Origin of the sequence: Pantoea sp. CS_6, assembly GCF_041954745.1 — a bacterium.
GTDB lineage: Bacteria > Pseudomonadota > Gammaproteobacteria > Enterobacterales > Enterobacteriaceae > Pantoea > Pantoea stewartii.
In genome coordinates, this window is sequence record NZ_JAVAYG010000004.1 from 186,866 (window position 1) to 202,683 (window position 15,818).

Sequence of the window (15,818 nt, forward strand, 5' to 3'; positions counted from 1 at the left end):
TATGCAAAGTTCAAAAGCAGAAGCAAGCCTTTGCCACTTTCCGCGCGCACCCGGCGTGTTTTGACATGCGTTTTCCTGCCTGAGTGTAGAGTAATGCAAGAAAATTGCCTGGGAGGCTGCTGGCCGGAAACAGAATTATAACGTCATGGTCTGCCGCCGTTGCTGACTGAGCTTGCGGTACTGTTGTGGCGACATGCCGACATACCTGGCAAAGGTGCTGTAAAAGCGACTACTGGAACGGAAGCCGGCCGTCAGCGCCACATCCAGCACGGTAATATCGGTATCGCTCAGCAGCGCCCGGACGTGGTTAATGCGCATCGCGGTAATGTACTGTTTTAGCGTAAGCTGCATGACGCGTTGAAAGATGCCCATGGCATAGTTTGCATTAAGCTTGACGTGCTCTGCGACGTCATTGATTGTCAGGGCCTGGTCATAATTGTCGGCAATATAGCTCAGCATCTGGCTGACATAAAACTGCGCATGGCGCGACACGCTGTTTTTGTGTGTCCGCGACGTTTTGTTCACCAGCACAGGCTGCCAACCTGACAGACTAAAGCGTTTAAGCATCAGGCCAATTTCATCCACAGCAAGCTGGCGAATCTGTTCATCCGGGCTGTTCAGTTCCTGCTGCCAGCGCTGCACTTCAAAGGCGCTGAGCTGCTGTTTTGCCACAGACTTAATCACCATGCCATGTGTGACATGATTGATGAGTTCCCGGTCGAGCGGCCATGACAGAAACAGATGCATCGGCAGATTAAGGATAGCCATGTTCTGGCAGTTACCGGGCCGGGTAAGCTGGTGCGGTGTACAGGCCCAAAACAGCGTGATATAGCCCTGCTTAATCTGCACGACTTCATTATTGATTAAATATTCCACGTCCCCGTCGAACGGCACATTGACCTCAACCTGTCCATGCCAGTGACAGCTGCTCATCGCCAGCGGCCGACGCAGTTCGATATCCATACGTTGATATTCGGAATAGAGCGACAGCGGGCTGCGGGTTTGCTTTTCGTCACTGCTGCACATATGCGGATCGGGCGGCAGCGTGGCAACGGGCTGTAATGTCGTCATGATTCTCTCCTGAATTATCAGAACCCCGCCCAGCGTACCCGCGGAGACGGTCAAAAACAGCAGTGGATTCCCTATACTAAGCGCTCTTTCAGACCAGATACTCTTCTTTTTACGTTAATTTATCCCAAAAACTCAGATCTGTTCGTTGCCAGCATCTGATCTGAGTTTTTGGGAATGCTCATCCGATAAGACGGAAGTTTTCGCCCGCACAGCGTGCCACCATGAGATTATTCCACCCTCTCATGGAGCGTTCTGATGTCTGCACCCAAAATTACCTTTATTGGCGCGGGTTCCACTATCTTCGTCAAAAATATCCTTGGCGATGTTTTCCATCGCGATGCGCTAAAATCGGCTCATATTGCCCTGATGGATATTGATGCAACCCGGCTTGAAGAATCCTATACCGTCGTCAGTAAACTTATGGATTCCGCGGGCGCAGCTGGCCAGATTACCTGCCACAGCGATCAGAAAGCGGCCTTAGCGAATGCGGATTTTGTCGTGGTCGCCTTTCAGATAGGCGGCTATCAGCCCTGTACCGTCACCGATTTTGAGGTCTGTAAACGCTATGGTCTGGAGCAAACCATAGCCGATACGCTGGGCCCCGGCGGCATTATGCGCGCCCTGCGCACCATCCCGCACCTGTGGCAGATTTGCGAAGACATGACGGAAGTCTGCCCGCATGCCACCCTGCTTAATTACGTCAACCCCATGGCGATGAACACCTGGGCAATGTATGCGCGCTATCCCCATATCAAACAGGTTGGGCTGTGCCACTCGGTACAGGGAACGGCGGAGGAACTGGCCAATGATCTGAATTTAAATCCTGCCGATCTGCGTTACCGCTGCGCCGGGATTAATCATATGGCGTTTTATCTGACGCTGGAGCGCAAAACCGCTGACGGCAGTTACGTTGATCTCTATCCCGACCTGCTGGCGGCCTGGAACGCTGGCCAGGTGCCGAAGCCCAACCTGCACGGCAATACGCGTTGTCCCAACATTGTGCGCTATGAAATGTTCAAAAAGCTGGGCTATTTCGTCACCGAATCCTCAGAGCACTTCGCAGAATATACGCCGTGGTTTATCAAACCAGGCCGCGAAGATCTTATTGAACGGTATCAGATTCCGCTGGATGAATATCCCAAACGTTGTGAAGAACAACTGGCGGAATGGCGGGCAGAACTGGCACGTTACCGTCGCGCCGAACGTATTGAAAGCAAACCCTCGCGTGAATACGCCAGCACGATTATGAACGCTATCTGGACCGGCGAACCGGCGGTCATTTATGGCAACGTGCGTAATGATAGCCTGATCGATAATCTGCCGCAGGGATGCTGCGTGGAAGTCGCTTGTCTGGTCGATGCCAATGGGATTCAGCCCACCAAAGTCGGCACGATTCCGTCACATCTGGCCGCCATGATGCAAACCAATATTAATGTGCAGACACTGCTGACCGAAGCCATTCTGACTGAAAACCGCGACCGGGTTTATCACGCCGCCATGCTGGATCCGCATACGGCAGCGGTATTAAGCCTTGATGAGATCTATGCACTGGTGGACGAACTCATCACTGAGCACGGCAGTTGGCTGCCCGCCTGGCTTCATCGTTAATTCTTTGTCGCCGGATGCTATGTCCGGTCGCGATTCTACGTCATAACAGTGGGCGGGTGCTGGCAACAGCGACCCGGCAACCGATGAGCATTTCGATAACGACAAAACTCAGTTACGGATGTGGTGCGTTTGGAAAAGACTTCGCGATTGGCATTGTTTACCTCTACCTGATGTATTACTACACCGACGTAGTGGGATTATCGGTTGGCATGGTCGGCACGCTGTTTTTAGTCGCCCGAATCTGGGATGCGATTAACGATCCCATCATGGGGTGGATCGTTACCATTACACGTTCTCGCTGGGGGAAATTTAAACCCTGGATTTTAACTGGCACGCTGACAAACTCGCTGGTGCTGTTCGCGTTATTTAGCGCTCACCTGTTTGAAGGGACGACACAGCTGGTTTTTGTCTGGGTCACCTACATTCTGTGGGGAATGACCTATACCATAATGGATATTCCGTTCTGGTCACTGGTACCGACCATTACGCTGGACAAACGTGAGCGCGAAGAGCTGGTGCCCTGGCCACGCTTTTTTGCCAGCCTCGCCTCCTTTGTCACGGCCGGCATTGCGCTACCGTTTGTCAGTTATATCGGGGGCGACGATCGCGGCTTTGGCTTTCAGATGTTTACCCTGATCCTGATCGTGTTTTTCATCGCGGCAACCCTCATCACGCTGCGTAATGTTCATGAGGTTTATTCATCAGACGGCGCGCAGACCCAGGACGGCGGCCGGATGGGACTGAGCGCGATCGTCGGCCTTATCTACCGCAACGATCAGCTTGCCTGCCTGCTCGGTATGGCGCTGGCCTATAACATTGCGGCGAATATCATTACCGGTTTTGCGATTTACTATTTTACCTATGTGATCGGCGATGCCAGTCTCTTCCCTTACTACCTCTCCTATGCTGGCGCGGCGAACCTGGCAACACTGGTTCTGTTCCCCAAATTAGTGAATCTGCTGTCACGCCGGATACTATGGGCGGCGGCGTCTGCCCTGCCGATTCTGAGCGGCGGTGTGCTGTTCGCTATGGCATTAGCAGGCAGTCACGCGACATCCTTAATCGTTGTTGCCGGAATTTTATTCAATACCGGAACGGCGCTTTTCTGGGTGCTTCAGGTAATTATGGTGGCGGATACCGTAGATTACGGCGAATACAAACTGCATCTGCGCTGTGAAAGCATTGCCTATTCGGTGCAAACCATGGTCGTTAAAGGCGGCTCTGCGCTGGCGGCTTTCTTTATCGCTGTCGTGCTGGGCATGATTGGCTATCTGCCCAACGTCAACCAGTCGCAGGAAACCCTTGCTGGCATGCAGTTTATTATGATCGTGCTGCCCGCTGTCTTTTTTGCCCTGACGCTGCTGCTCTATTTCCGTTTCTATACACTGAACGGCGACATGCTACGGAAAATTCACATCCGCCTGCTGGATAAATACCGTAAACCACCGGAAAAGGAAGCGGTGCCGATCGCAGCAACCAAAGAGATAAAAATTTAAACGCGAAGCCCCGACCCGGGGCTTCTGTTTTAAGTCTGAGTTTCGGCTATGCCGGAAAACGAGAAACAACCCGTGTTTTATCAGCAACATTTTCATCGCCTTCTTGTGTGTAACCGGCCTTATCTGACAACCGGGCGTCAGTGGCCACCAGAAAGAAACAGGCCTTTGCAATCTTCAGGTTTACTCTCAGTGGCGCTTATGCTGGAATTCCCGCCTGAATGTCGCGTAATCACGGAAATATCCCCTTTATGATGCAAGCCCCGCAGTTCGCGCAACAGGTGCTGGACTGGTATCAACGCTTTGGCCGCAAAACCCTGCCGTGGCAGTTGGAGAAAACACCTTATAAGGTGTGGCTGTCCGAAGTGATGTTACAGCAAACCCAGGTCGCCACCGTTATCCCCTATTTTGAGCGCTTTATGGCGCGCTTTCCGACCGTCAGCGATCTGGCCGCCGCGCCGCTGGACGAAGTGCTGCATCTCTGGACCGGTCTGGGTTACTACGCGCGTGCGCGTAACCTGCACAAAGCCGCCAAACAGGTGGTTGAGGTGCACGGCGGCGCGTTCCCGCGCAACTACGATGACGTCGCCGCGCTGCCCGGCGTAGGCCGCTCGACAGCGGGTGCGATCTTATCGCTATCGCTGGGCCTGCACTTCCCGATTCTGGACGGTAACGTGAAACGGGTTTTGGCTCGCTGTTACGCAGTGGCTGGCTGGCCGGGCAGGAAGGATGTTGAAAAACGGCTGTGGCAAATTAGTGAAGACGTGACGCCAGCCGAAAGCGTCAGTCAGTTTAACCAGGCCATGATGGATCTGGGCGCCATGGTTTGCACCCGCTCGCGCCCGAAATGTGAAATCTGCCCGCTCAGCGATGGTTGCGAAGCCCGCGCGACGAACAGCTGGGCAAACTATCCGGGCAAAAAACCTAAGCAGACGTTGCCTGAACGCAGCGGCTGGTTTTTGATGATGCAAAACGGCGACAATGTCTGGCTTGAACAGCGTCCGCCGGTGGGTTTATGGGGCGGTTTATTCTGCTTCCCGCAGTTCACCAGCGAAGACGATCTGAACGCCTGGCTGTCGACGCGCGGCATCCATGCCAAACCGCAGCAGCTTACGGCATTTCGTCACACCTTCAGCCATTTTCATCTGGATATCGTTCCCATGTGGCTGTCATGGCCTTCTGCCGGGGCATTAATGGATGAAGCTGGCGGTCTCTGGTATAACTTAACGCTGCCGCCATCTGTGGGATTAGCCGCACCTGTAGAGCATCTTTTACACGAACTGCGCCATCCCCAGCCGTTGCCTGTGGGCGACGGTGAGATTAATGAGGAAGAGTAATGAGCCGCACCATTTTTTGTACTTTTTTACAACGCGACGCTGAAGGGCAGGATTTTCAGCTCTACCCTGGCGATCTGGGAAAACGCATTTACAATGAAATCTCGAAAGAAGCCTGGCAGCAATGGATGGCTAAGCAGACGATGCTGATCAACGAGAAAAAACTCAATATGATGAATCCCGACGATCGCAAAGTGCTGGAAAAGGAAATGATCAATTTCCTGTTCGAAGGTAAAGACGTTCATATTGAAGGCTACACGCCACCCGAAGCATAACTTTATTGGCCTCCGTGTTGAGGCCGTTTTCCAGGTCAGGCACGTATTTTAGATGAATAAAAAGCTGATAGCCCTGCTGGTGATTGCCCCCCTTTTGGTGTCCTGCTCCGGTAAAAAACATCCGGAATATTCAGAGGAATGGGTCAAAGATACCAACGGATTTGACATTCTGATGGGGCAATTCGCCCATAACATTGAGAACATCTGGGGTATCAATGAGGTCCTGATCGCCGGACCGAAAGACTACGTTAAATACACCGACAATTATTACACCCGCAGCCACATCAACTTTGAAAGCGGGAACATCACCATTGAGACCATTTCCGGTACCGATCCTGCCGCCAGTCTGCGTCAGGCGATCGTGACTACGTTACTGATCGGCGACGATCCGGGAAATGTCGATCTCTACTCTGATGCCAACGACATTCAGATCAGTAAAGAGCCGTTGTTGTACGGACAGGTGCTGGATAACACCGGTCAGGCGATTCGCTGGCAGGGACGTGCTCAGGCCTTTGCTGACTACTTGATTGCCAATAAACTGCAACGCCGTACGTCCGGCCTGCATGTGATCTACTCGGTCACGATTCCGATGGTGCCAAACCATCTGGATAAGCGTGCGCATAAATATCTGCCTATGGTGCGTAAAGCCGCCGAAGAGTACGGTGTAGATGCGTCTCTGATTCTGGCTATTATGCAGACCGAATCCAGCTTTAACCCCTACGCAGTCAGCCATTCTGATGCGCTCGGCCTGATGCAGGTAGTGCAGCGTACCGCCGGTGTGGATGTATTCCGCATGAAGGGCAAATGGGGCAAGCCGAGCCGCAGCTATCTGCTGGATCCTGAGAACAACATTGATGCCGGTACTGCCTATCTGTCGTTGCTGCAGAGCAACTATCTGGCCGGTATTCAGGATCCGGTTTCACGCCGCTATGCGGTTATCACCGCCTATAACGGCGGCGCAGGTAGCGTGCTGCGCGTGTTCTCCAGCGATAAAGATCGTGCCTTTACCATTATTAACAGTATGTCGCCGGGTCAGGTTTATCAGACGCTGTCGAAGCAGCATCCGTCGGCGGAATCGCGGCGGTATTTGTATAAGGTGAGTTCGGCGCAGCGGAGTTATCACAGGTATTGATTTGGCGGGGTTCCGCTCAGCAGGTGCTGCGGGTTGCTCTGAGCGGGTTCCGCCCGCCTGATAGCGGGAGCTGCGGATTGCTCTGAGCGGGTTCCGCCCGCCTGGTGGCGGGGCTGCGGGTTGCTCTGAGCGGGTTCTGCTCACCAGGTGGCGGGGGCTGCGGGTTGCTCTGAGCGGGTTCCGCCCGCCTGGTGGTGGGGCTGCGGGTTGCTCTGAGCGGGTTCCGCTCGCCAGGCGACCTGGAGTTTCAGCCTGCCCGTGCAGGCGGACGTGTTAAGGGGCTCGCGCCAGCCCCTTAACAATCCCGGCGGCCGTCAGCCGTCGCTGTTCCTTCGTCTCTCACTCCGGCCCCACGGGCCGTCCGGATGCGCCCTCCCTGGCGCAGCCGTCCTCGTCGCGGCATCCCTGCCGCGCCGCCCTGGCCTCCGTTCTCTCCTCAGCGCGCCGGATGCCGGCAGAACCCCCCCCGCCTGCCAGTCCTGGTTTCTTTTAAAAGCGGGTGTTGTCTGTTTGAATGTGTTCAGTGAGGCTTAAAAAGAGCAGACTTGATAAACGGGGAGTGCTTCAGAACCCACAAAAGCAGGTTTTGCGATTACTTACAGCGGCACCGGAAGTGGCTTTAACACAGAGATAGTGAAGCGGGGGTTTGGGGCGGCCTTCCTACCCGCTGAGCGGATGAGGGATTTCCGGATGAGCCGACAGGACGTCGGCGAGAGCCGGGCCGCGCCACGGATGGCGCGTCCTGGCGGTCCGCAGAAATCCTGAAGCAGCGAAGGCACCGCGCAGCGGCGGGTGGGCAGGACGGGAGCCCGGGGTCAAGGGGCCGCGGCGGCTGGCGGCCCCTTGTCGGTCGCCCGCACCGGGCAGACTGAAACTCCAGGCCGCCTGGCGAGCGAAACCCTCTCAGTGTTTCATAAGCTGTCAGCGACTCAAACCTTCTCAACGCCTGCTCGCGCAAGCATCACCGCAACTCATTATCTGTATCCAAAGCAATAAAAACGCCTGAACAGGCGCAAATCTTAGAGCGGGGGAATTGGGCAGGACAGGAGCCGGGGTCAAGGGGCCGCGGCGGCTGGCGGCCCCTTGTCGGCCGCCCGCACCGGGCTGGCTGAAACTCCAGGCCGTCTGGCGAGCGAAACCCTCTCAGCGTTTCATAAGCTGCCAGCGACTCAAACCATCTCAGGGCCAGCCATGGCCCCTGATTCCAGCCAGGCTGTGCAAACAGCCAACCAGCACTTACCCCTGCATCATGTTCGCCACCAGGTACTTACGTCCCTCGGCATCTTCCTCGGTGTAAACGCCCTGTAGCTCGGGTGAAAAACCCGGGAGCTGGTTGATGCCTGCTTCCAGCGCAAGAAAATAACGCTGTACCGCCCCACCCCAGGCTTCACCGGGAACGACACAGAGTACGCCAGGCGGATAAGGCAGCGCGCCTTCTGCGGCGATGCGCCCTTCTGCTGACGCAATCGGCACCAGCTCCACATCACCGCGAATATAAGCCTGATGTGCGTCCTGTGGATTCACTTTGACCTGAGGTAAGCCCTGCTCACGGAACATGAGACGTTGCAGATCTTTCACATTGAAGCTCACGTACAGGTCATGCATCTCCTGGCACAGGCGGCGCAACGTGTATCCGGCGTAGCGTTTGGCGTTCTTACGGTAAAGCGTGGGCAGGACTTCAGCCAGCAACGTGTCGTCTTTTACATGCTGCTCAAACTGCGCCAGCATGGCGACCAGGTTGGCCATTTTCTCCGGGCTTTCCGCTGGCGTAAGCAGAAACAGGATGGAGTTAAGGTCACACTTTTCCGGTACGATGCCGTTTTCACGCAGGTAGTTGGCCAGGATCGTCGCCGGAATCCCAAAGTCAGCATATTCGCCGCTTGCCGCGTCAATGCCCGGCGTGGTCAGCAGCAGTTTGCAGGGATCGACGCGGTACTGATCGCGATCGTATCCCGCAAAACCGTGCCATTTGGCGTTGGGTTCGAAGCTGAAATAGTGCAGATCCCGCGCGATCTCCTCTGTGGGCGCATCCTGCCAGCGTTTGCCGTTCACCGTTTCAGGAACAAAAGGCAGGATCATATCGCAGCGCTCAAAGATTGCCTTGCGCGCCTCAATGCCCAGCATGACGCACTCGTCCCACATGCGACGTCCCGCCTCGCCCTGGTGCATTTTGGCGTTAATATCCAGTGCGGCAAACAGCGGATAAAACGGGCTGGTAGAGGCGTGCAGCATAAAGGCGTTATTCAATCGCTTATGCGGGCAGAAACGCTTCTGACCACGGATATGGTTGTCTTTTTTATGAATCTGCGAGGTCTGTGAAAAGCCCGCAAGCTGCTTGTGTACCGACTGCGTCACGAAAATGCCGGGATCGTTTTCGTTTAACGACAGCGTCAGCGGTGAGCAGCCTTCCATCAGCGGAATAAACTGTTCGTAGCCCAGCCAGGCGGAGTCAAACAGGATGTAGTCACACAGATGACCTATGCGATCCACCACCTGACGCGCGTTGTACACCGTGCCGTCATAGGTGCCTAACTGGATAATCGCCAGGCGGAAAGGACGTGCTTCCTGTGCACGCTCAGGGGCCACGTTGGCGATCTGAGCACGCAGATAATCCTCATCAAAACAGTGCGCGTCAATGCCGCCAATGAAGCCAAACGGATTACGGGCCGCTTCGAGATAAACGGGCGTTGCGCCAGCCTGAATCAGCGCCCCATGGTGGTTGGACTTGTGGTTGTTGCGGTCAAACAGCACTAAATCGCCGCGCGTCAGCAAGGCATTCGTGACCACTTTGTTGGCGCTTGAGGTGCCGTTCAACACAAAGTAGGTTTTATCGGCATTAAAAACTTTGGCAGCAAACTTCTGTGCATGCTTGGCCGATCCCTCATGGATCAGCAGATCGCCCAGCTTAACGTCAGCGTTGCACATGTCTGAGCGAAAAACGTTTTCGCCATAAAAATCATAAAATTGCTTACCTGCCGGATGCTTTTTAAAAAAGGCACCGCCCTGATGACCGGGGCAGGCAAATGTACTGTTTTGCATATCGACATAGCGGGTCAGCGTTTCAAAGAACGGGGGCAGCAACTCAGCTTCATACGCCTGCGCCGCCGTTTCCAGTGCCGCCCAGTCCTGCGGTTCACCGTTCAACTCACCCGTCACGCCGGGCAGATGCATGACCTCTTCTTCAAAGGCATTGGCAACAAACACCGGTAAGTTAAAACCGGTATGCCGCAATAAGGCCAGCACGCCACTGCGTGTATCCGCAAGCGAGACGACCACAGCCGCCACATCGGTAAAATCAGTATTATCCAGCGTGACCACGTCGCGCGCAGTATTCAGGGACAGACTTGGCGCAACGGCAGCGCTGGCAGCAATTTTAAGTGGTGTCATAACACAAATCCCTAACAGTCAGGGAGTGGGTGCCTGAGGCACGGCAATAGGGAAATTTCCCCGGCGAATGATATCTGACGGGCCAAACCGATAGACATCAGTAAAGAGTAGTCCTTACTCATGTCCAACAGCAACGACCAGGCTGGCGTCACCGCATAGTGACGGAAATTTGTGTAACCGGTATGACGGCGGAAAACAGGTCACGCGCCAGGTCTGGCGAGTGGGAACAAGTGCAAAAACGCATTGATCCGGACATGGTAGCGTCCTCTGTCTGGGATGGCGGCGGGGAAAAATGTGGCGGCAATAATGTCATTTTTTACTGACAGGGACAACCCGACAACGTTAAATATCAGGTCAATAAATTTAAAATAAAAAACAATACATATCATTCAGTTGCAATATCTTTAAGCGACTAAGCTTCTGTAATCAATGCAAAATTATGCCATGTCCGGACATTGCCGCCCCGCCACCTGAATGTTTGATAATGCCTCAGAGCGGTGTACTTGTCGGGCCAGTACCTGGCCCTCTCAGGCTGTCGGGCGTAAACTTGCCTGATGATTCTTACGCCTGACGGAGGCTGTATGTTTAAGGCACTGGTCATTGAAAATGACGAACAAGGTTACCGTACCGAGTTAAAAGAACTCTCCGAAACACAGTTGCCCCACCAGGATGTCACGCTCGACGTGCACTATTCCACCCTGAACTACAAAGATGCGCTGGCCATCTGTAATAAAGGCCCGATTGTCCGTGAATTTCCCATGGTGCCGGGGATTGATTTCGTCGGTCGCGTAGTCGCCAGCCAGCATTCCGACTGGAAGCAGGACGACACCGCTATTTTGACCGGCTGGGGGGTGGGAGAAAAACACTGGGGCGGCCTGGCGCAAAAAGCCTGTGTCGCAGGCGACTGGTTAGTGCCTATCCCAGACGGCTTATCGCCACTGAATACGATGGCCATTGGCACCGCCGGTTTTACCGCCATGCTGTGCGTGCTGGCTTTAGAAAAACAGGGCGTTACGCCCGATCGCGGCCCCGTGCTGGTCACCGGTGCCAGCGGTGGCGTGGGCAGCTTTAGCGTCAGCCTGCTGGCAAAACTCGGCTACGAGGTGATCGCCTCCAGCGGCCGCGCCAGCGATGAAAACTGGCTGATCAATACGCTGGGCGCGAAAAGGATTATGGATCGTGCTGAATTGTCTCAGCCGGGCAAACCTTTGGGCAAAGAGCGCTGGGCCGCGGCTGTCGACAGCGTGGGCAGCCATACGCTGAGTAACGTTCTGGCGGGTACGCAGCGCGATGGCGTTGTCGCCGCCTGTGGCATGGCTCAGGGGCTGGATCTGCCCACCAGCGTCGCGCCTTTTATTTTACGCGGCGTGACGTTAGCGGGCGTGGACAGCGTGATGTGCCCTAAACCGCTTCGCCAGCAGGCCTGGCAAAGGCTCGGACAGTTGATGAATGATGCGCAACTGTCTCAGATGATCACGGTCATCCCACTTAGCGAAGCCAGTCAGGGCGCGCGGGATCTGCTTGAAGGCAAGGTTCGCGGCCGCCTGGTGGTGGACTGCCGCTAACGGTCTTTATGGGGCGGCGCATCCTGCTGCATCAGTAACGCGCTTAGCCCCTGCAGTGCCCAGCTCGCGCCCTGCTCCATGACGGCTTTGGGGTCGCCAGAAAAGTGCTGACAACGGGCAACGACTTTGCCATCAGGCAATGTCCATCCTACCCAGATAGTGCCTGCAGGCGTACCATCTTCGCCGCCGTCCGGTCCGGCATAGCCGCTTATCGCCAGACTCACCGGTTCGCCGGACCGTTCACGCGCCCCCAGCGCCATTTCACACACGGTTTCTCTGCTGACTGCAGTGTGGTTTTCCAGCGTTTGCGGGTTAACGCCAAGCAGACGCACTTTGGCGCTTTCGCTGTAGGTGACGAAGCCGCTGGTAAAAAAATCACCGCTGTTTTCGACCGCCGCCAGCGTAATGCTGATCAATCCCGCCGTGCAGGACTCTGCGGTTGCCAGACGCAAACCAGAGGATAAAAGCTGCTGACCCAGTTGTTCAGCAGCCTGACTGAGTTTCATGGTCATGAGTTTTCCTTTGTTTTCTGTCACAGGTAAAGTATGGCTGAAACTCAGTAATCTGATGCGGCTAATCTGATGTTTTATCAGCGTAAACAGGAAAATGGCCTGTACCGTTTCGGCTAACACGTCGCCCATCGTTCTCTGCCGTTTCGGCTGGCAACGCGAACCGGTTTGTCCCGGTCAGCCTGTAGATGTTTCATGTAGCCTGTCTGCCATTGCGTAACATCGCTGACAGCCCTTATTCAGGAAAAGGAGAAAGAATATGCAAAAACCTGTCGTTGTGATCCACTACTGTACCCAGTGTAACTGGCTGCTGCGCTCAGCCTGGATGGCACAGGAATTGCTGCACACTTTTGCTCAGGACCTGGCCAGCGTCACGCTTCGCCCCGGCAGCGGCGGCATATTTGAAGTCACGGTAGATGACCATCTGGTGTGGGAACGTAAACGTGACGGCGGCTTTCCCGATGCTCAGGTGCTCAAGCAGCGTGTCAGAGACCTCTGCTTTCCGGAACGCTCACTGGGACACATCGACAAAAACAAAACTGACGGAAGCTGACGAGCGCGATCCGGCGTTAACTGCGGCTGATTTGCTCAGCGGCTGCGTTCAGCGCAGCCACAATCTTATGCCGTGTTTCGTCCGTGATGTCCTGCTGTGCCAGACGGCCATTTAAGGCGTTTTTAAACTGAAAGATGGCCTGTTCTATGTCGGGAATACTGCGATTGTTGACTAATACAGCCAGCGAGGAAAGACGCGTAATCAAACGCGACAATGGCTGGGCTTCGGCCTCTAACATCGCCTGACCCGTTGCGGTCACTACATAAGCCTTTCTCGCCGCCTGGGGATCGACAATCTCAATGGCCTCCATTTCCTCAAGCAAGGTCAGATTGGGATAAATGATACCCGGGCTGGGGGAATATTCCCCTTTCGACAGTTCTTCAACGCATTTAATCAGCTCATAACCGTGAGAGGCGCGCTGAGCGATAAAGTGCAGCATCAACAGGCGCATTTCACCCGCATCAAGCATCTTTTCCCGGCGCTTCCGCCGCGCTGCGCAAGGCCGCGCAGACTGGCTGCGGTTATCCTGTTCTGAATGGGCCGAATCCATCTGTCGCCTCTGCCTGTTTAAGGAGAAAGAGCCTGATGGTAGAGGGCCACCAGGTAAAATTCAATCAACGGCAGGTCACTCACTTGTGATGCCAGTAAGCAACCGCACGCACAAGATCAGCATCCACGCCGCGTTGCGTTGTGAAGTAGTCAGCGAGCTGTTTAACGACGCGCCCTTCTCCCGTTAGCCAGATAAAAGCGTCATGCGACGGTATCGCTATCTTATCCAGCGCCGCCGTCAGGGCTGGCAAAGCCGCCTGCGTCATCTGCTGGCTACCGAGCCAGGCCACATTTGCCTTGCCGGTGTCCGCTAAGTAGTCACGCCCCGTTTTTTCATCGGTGAAGGCAAACAGGTGCAGGGTTTCGGCTTCAATGCTGCGGCTGCGGCGCTGAAACGCAGGCAGACCGGTTTCATCACAGACATAAAGCTGGAAAGCATAATCCGTTGGGACCAGCAGAGAACCGCGAGGTCCACCGATAATCAGGCTGTCGCCGGTCTGTGCCTGCGCGGCCCAGTCGCTGGCGACACCGCTTTCATGCAGGTAAAAATCGATTGTCAGCGAAGATTCACCATCAAAGTCAAACGGCGTGTAGTCACGCGCAGCCGGCCGCAAGCCGTCTTTCCAGTGAATGCCGTCATCGTCCATCGTCGGCAGTTGCAGCGTCGTGTCAGCGGTGGGTGGGAAAAAGACTTTGATGTGATCATCAAAACCGGGCGAATTAAATCCTTTCAGGTCGTCGCCCGTAAACACGATGCGCCAAAACCGGTCAGCCACTTTGGTTTTGGTGGCAACGTGAATACAGCGAAAGCGGAGCGCGTTACGGATACGTTCAGGTAAACGGCGGGAAGAAGATGCAGGCACAGTGGCTCTCCGAAAAACAGGGTTGTACGCAACCTTAGTAAACAAAAATCATTCTCATGTCAGTCGGAGAGAATAGCTATGATATATCTTAAGAACAATGACTAAAAATGCGGTCCGGCAGTACGTGCAGGCACATCTGTCGGCCTTTTATCGCTGAAAAGCAAAAAGGCGCTTACGCGCCTTTTAAAGGAGGACTGTCGGTCATCGGGCGGTTACTGCGCCTGATTTTGTCCGCTGTTTTGCGGCAGCGAGCTGTCACCGAGTATCTCGCTGTGGCCGGCCTGACTGCCGGGATGTAATCCTGTGCGAACATTGCCGGGATCGGTGAGTTGTGCAGTCGCCAGGCCGGGAGCGGCACACAGCGCGACAGTCAGAAAAAAGGCGGCTATTTGTGTTATTTTGGTCATGGTATTTTGCCTGTTCAGGCGTAAAAAGCAGGTGAATATCCAGCGCTGAGAAGGAAATACAGTATGCGTAGCTGCGCTCAGCGCTTCGGTAAGGATTTTACGCCTTGCCTGCCAGCCTGCTTATAAAATCGTGCGCTTTATCACACAATGACGCACATAATGTGCATTATCCCTGCGTGACAGGAATAGAGAACACGCCTTCAATGTTGTCGGCTGTGCATCGGGTTAAATCCAGACAGAGCAAATCCATTCCCGGTCGGCAGGCCACATTCAGCTGCGGCAGATAAAGGTAGTAAATATCCGCGATGAAACGAGTCAGTTCTTCCGGTGAGCCACGCCATGCCAGGCGGGCGTAAAGCCCCGCAGGCACCTTGCGGCATTGAAGATCGCCTGGCCCGGCATCCGTGTTTGCCAGCGCGACGCCACGAAACAGGCTGATGTGCTGTTGATCGACGGACGCGTTGCCGGGGCCATACTGAAATCCCAGCCATCCTTGCGCGTCACCCTGCTGCGTACGGACAAAATGGCGTACCAGGCTGGCCATACGCTGATGCCGGTCGCGAATATAGTCGCCATACGGGCATTCCCATTCCAGCGTATCGCCCTGCAGGAGCAACTCCTCTTCGCGCCGGTAAAGCGATACCGGCATGACCGGCTCGCGCTGGGCAATACGGCCGTGAAAATACCGGACAGGCAGCACGTTAAGACGGCGAAAACCGCCCGGCGTAACAGAGAAGTGATTTTTAAACACGCGGTTAAAGTTTTGCTGATTTTCAAACCCGAAACGGACGGCGATATCAATTAACGGCATGCGCGTCAGTCGTAACGCCATAGCGGCAAGGGTTAAGCGGCGCTTGCGCGTATAGGCCGCCAGCGTTTGTCCGGTCATCTCCTTGAACAAACGTTGCATATGCCATTTGGAATAGCCCGATTTGAGCGTAATCAGATCGATGGAAATGTCGTTGGTCAGGTTGGCTTCAATCCAGTCGACTAAATCATTTATATGCTGTTTTTTTATGGTTTGACTTAGCATTTTAAAAACGTGAAAAGAAAAAAGAGGGAAAGATTTGTA

The 15,818-nt window shown here is 54.7% G+C and carries 14 protein-coding genes; 7 read left to right on the forward strand and 7 right to left on the reverse strand.

Annotation, left to right across the window (positions count from 1 at the left end):
- Positions 1 to 135: 135 nt before the first annotated feature.
- Positions 136 to 1,071: a transcriptional regulator MelR gene (gene melR, locus RAC90_RS08075; RefSeq protein WP_006120865.1), complete on the reverse strand. Its 936-nt coding sequence runs from the start codon at positions 1,069 to 1,071 to the stop codon at positions 136 to 138.
- Between the two features lie 252 nt (positions 1,072 to 1,323).
- Here melR and RAC90_RS08080 point away from each other — a divergent pair, with 252 nt between their 5' ends.
- The 5 genes from RAC90_RS08080 (at position 1,324) to mltC (ending at position 6,913) form a co-directional block, all read left to right on the forward strand.
- Complete coding sequence (locus RAC90_RS08080) at positions 1,324 to 2,679, forward strand: alpha-glucosidase/alpha-galactosidase (protein WP_375124245.1); 1,356 nt, start codon at positions 1,324 to 1,326, stop codon at positions 2,677 to 2,679.
- Positions 2,680 to 2,762: 83 nt separating this feature from the next.
- Positions 2,763 to 4,175 carry a melibiose:sodium transporter MelB gene (gene melB, locus RAC90_RS08085; RefSeq protein ID WP_375124210.1) on the forward strand — a complete coding sequence of 471 codons (1,413 nt, stop codon included), beginning with the start codon at positions 2,763 to 2,765 and terminating at the stop codon, positions 4,173 to 4,175.
- Positions 4,176 to 4,423: 248 nt separating this feature from the next.
- Entirely contained in the window at positions 4,424 to 5,509 is a 1,086-nt protein-coding gene (gene mutY, locus RAC90_RS08090) for an A/G-specific adenine glycosylase (protein ID WP_375124211.1), read from the forward strand.
- The gene (locus RAC90_RS08095) at positions 5,509 to 5,781 is read left to right on the forward strand and encodes an oxidative damage protection protein (RefSeq protein ID WP_006120869.1); all 273 of its coding nucleotides are present in this window, start codon (positions 5,509 to 5,511) and stop codon (positions 5,779 to 5,781) included. The genes mutY and RAC90_RS08095 overlap by 1 nt, the downstream gene beginning before the upstream one ends.
- A 52-nt stretch (positions 5,782 to 5,833) precedes the next feature.
- The gene (mltC, locus tag RAC90_RS08100) at positions 5,834 to 6,913 is read left to right on the forward strand and encodes a membrane-bound lytic murein transglycosylase MltC (RefSeq protein ID WP_375124212.1); all 1,080 of its coding nucleotides are present in this window, start codon (positions 5,834 to 5,836) and stop codon (positions 6,911 to 6,913) included.
- Positions 6,914 to 8,149: 1,236 nt separating this feature from the next.
- On the opposite strand, the gene RAC90_RS08105 is transcribed toward mltC, so the two are convergent.
- Positions 8,150 to 10,300 (reverse strand): ornithine decarboxylase, encoded by a 2,151-nt coding sequence (locus tag RAC90_RS08105; RefSeq protein ID WP_039342318.1) that lies wholly within the window; start codon positions 10,298 to 10,300, stop codon positions 8,150 to 8,152.
- A 581-nt stretch (positions 10,301 to 10,881) separates the two neighbouring features.
- Here RAC90_RS08105 and RAC90_RS08110 point away from each other — a divergent pair.
- Positions 10,882 to 11,865: an MDR family oxidoreductase gene (locus RAC90_RS08110; RefSeq protein ID WP_054687074.1), complete on the forward strand. Its 984-nt coding sequence runs from the start codon at positions 10,882 to 10,884 to the stop codon at positions 11,863 to 11,865.
- Here RAC90_RS08110 and RAC90_RS08115 read toward each other — a convergent pair.
- Positions 11,862 to 12,377, reverse strand: coding sequence for a CinA family protein (locus tag RAC90_RS08115; protein WP_054687184.1), 516 nt, complete (start codon positions 12,375 to 12,377; stop codon positions 11,862 to 11,864). The genes RAC90_RS08110 and RAC90_RS08115 overlap by 4 nt on opposite strands.
- A gap of 256 nt (positions 12,378 to 12,633) precedes the next feature.
- On the opposite strand from RAC90_RS08115, the gene RAC90_RS08120 reads away from it, so the two are divergent.
- Complete coding sequence (locus tag RAC90_RS08120; protein ID WP_375124213.1) at positions 12,634 to 12,927, forward strand: SelT/SelW/SelH family protein; 294 nt, start codon at positions 12,634 to 12,636, stop codon at positions 12,925 to 12,927.
- A gap of 16 nt (positions 12,928 to 12,943) precedes the next feature.
- On the opposite strand, the gene RAC90_RS08125 is transcribed toward RAC90_RS08120, so the two are convergent.
- From RAC90_RS08125 to RAC90_RS08140, 4 genes are all read right to left on the reverse strand, one after another.
- On the reverse strand, positions 12,944 to 13,477 hold the full coding sequence (locus RAC90_RS08125) for a PadR family transcriptional regulator (protein ID WP_006118281.1): 534 nt from the start codon (positions 13,475 to 13,477) through the stop codon (positions 12,944 to 12,946).
- A gap of 79 nt (positions 13,478 to 13,556) precedes the next feature.
- Complete coding sequence (locus RAC90_RS08130) at positions 13,557 to 14,339, reverse strand: siderophore-interacting protein (RefSeq protein WP_324020898.1); 783 nt, start codon at positions 14,337 to 14,339, stop codon at positions 13,557 to 13,559.
- 212 nt (positions 14,340 to 14,551) lie between these two features.
- Complete coding sequence (locus tag RAC90_RS08135) at positions 14,552 to 14,746, reverse strand: hypothetical protein (protein ID WP_006118279.1); 195 nt, start codon at positions 14,744 to 14,746, stop codon at positions 14,552 to 14,554.
- 166 nt (positions 14,747 to 14,912) lie between these two features.
- Positions 14,913 to 15,779, reverse strand: coding sequence for a helix-turn-helix domain-containing protein (locus RAC90_RS08140; RefSeq protein ID WP_375124214.1), 867 nt, complete (start codon positions 15,777 to 15,779; stop codon positions 14,913 to 14,915).
- Positions 15,780 to 15,818 lie beyond the last annotated feature (39 nt).

Coding starts and splice junctions, on each gene's coding strand:
- RAC90_RS08115 (WP_054687184.1), bottom strand. CDS start 12,377: ATGACCATGAAACTCAGTCAGGCTGCTGAACAACTGGGTCAGCAGCTT.
- RAC90_RS08125 (WP_006118281.1), bottom strand. CDS start 13,477: ATGGATTCGGCCCATTCAGAACAGGATAACCGCAGCCAGTCTGCGCGG.
- RAC90_RS08095 (WP_006120869.1), top strand. CDS start 5,509: ATGAGCCGCACCATTTTTTGTACTTTTTTACAACGCGACGCTGAAGGG.
- melR (WP_006120865.1), bottom strand. CDS start 1,071: ATGACGACATTACAGCCCGTTGCCACGCTGCCGCCCGATCCGCATATG.
- RAC90_RS08140 (WP_375124214.1), bottom strand. CDS start 15,779: ATGCTAAGTCAAACCATAAAAAAACAGCATATAAATGATTTAGTCGAC.
- mltC (WP_375124212.1), top strand. CDS start 5,834: ATGAATAAAAAGCTGATAGCCCTGCTGGTGATTGCCCCCCTTTTGGTG.
- melB (WP_375124210.1), top strand. CDS start 2,763: ATGAGCATTTCGATAACGACAAAACTCAGTTACGGATGTGGTGCGTTT.
- RAC90_RS08105 (WP_039342318.1), bottom strand. CDS start 10,300: ATGACACCACTTAAAATTGCTGCCAGCGCTGCCGTTGCGCCAAGTCTG.
- RAC90_RS08135 (WP_006118279.1), bottom strand. CDS start 14,746: ATGACCAAAATAACACAAATAGCCGCCTTTTTTCTGACTGTCGCGCTG.
- RAC90_RS08120 (WP_375124213.1), top strand. CDS start 12,634: ATGCAAAAACCTGTCGTTGTGATCCACTACTGTACCCAGTGTAACTGG.
- RAC90_RS08110 (WP_054687074.1), top strand. CDS start 10,882: ATGTTTAAGGCACTGGTCATTGAAAATGACGAACAAGGTTACCGTACC.
- mutY (WP_375124211.1), top strand. CDS start 4,424: ATGATGCAAGCCCCGCAGTTCGCGCAACAGGTGCTGGACTGGTATCAA.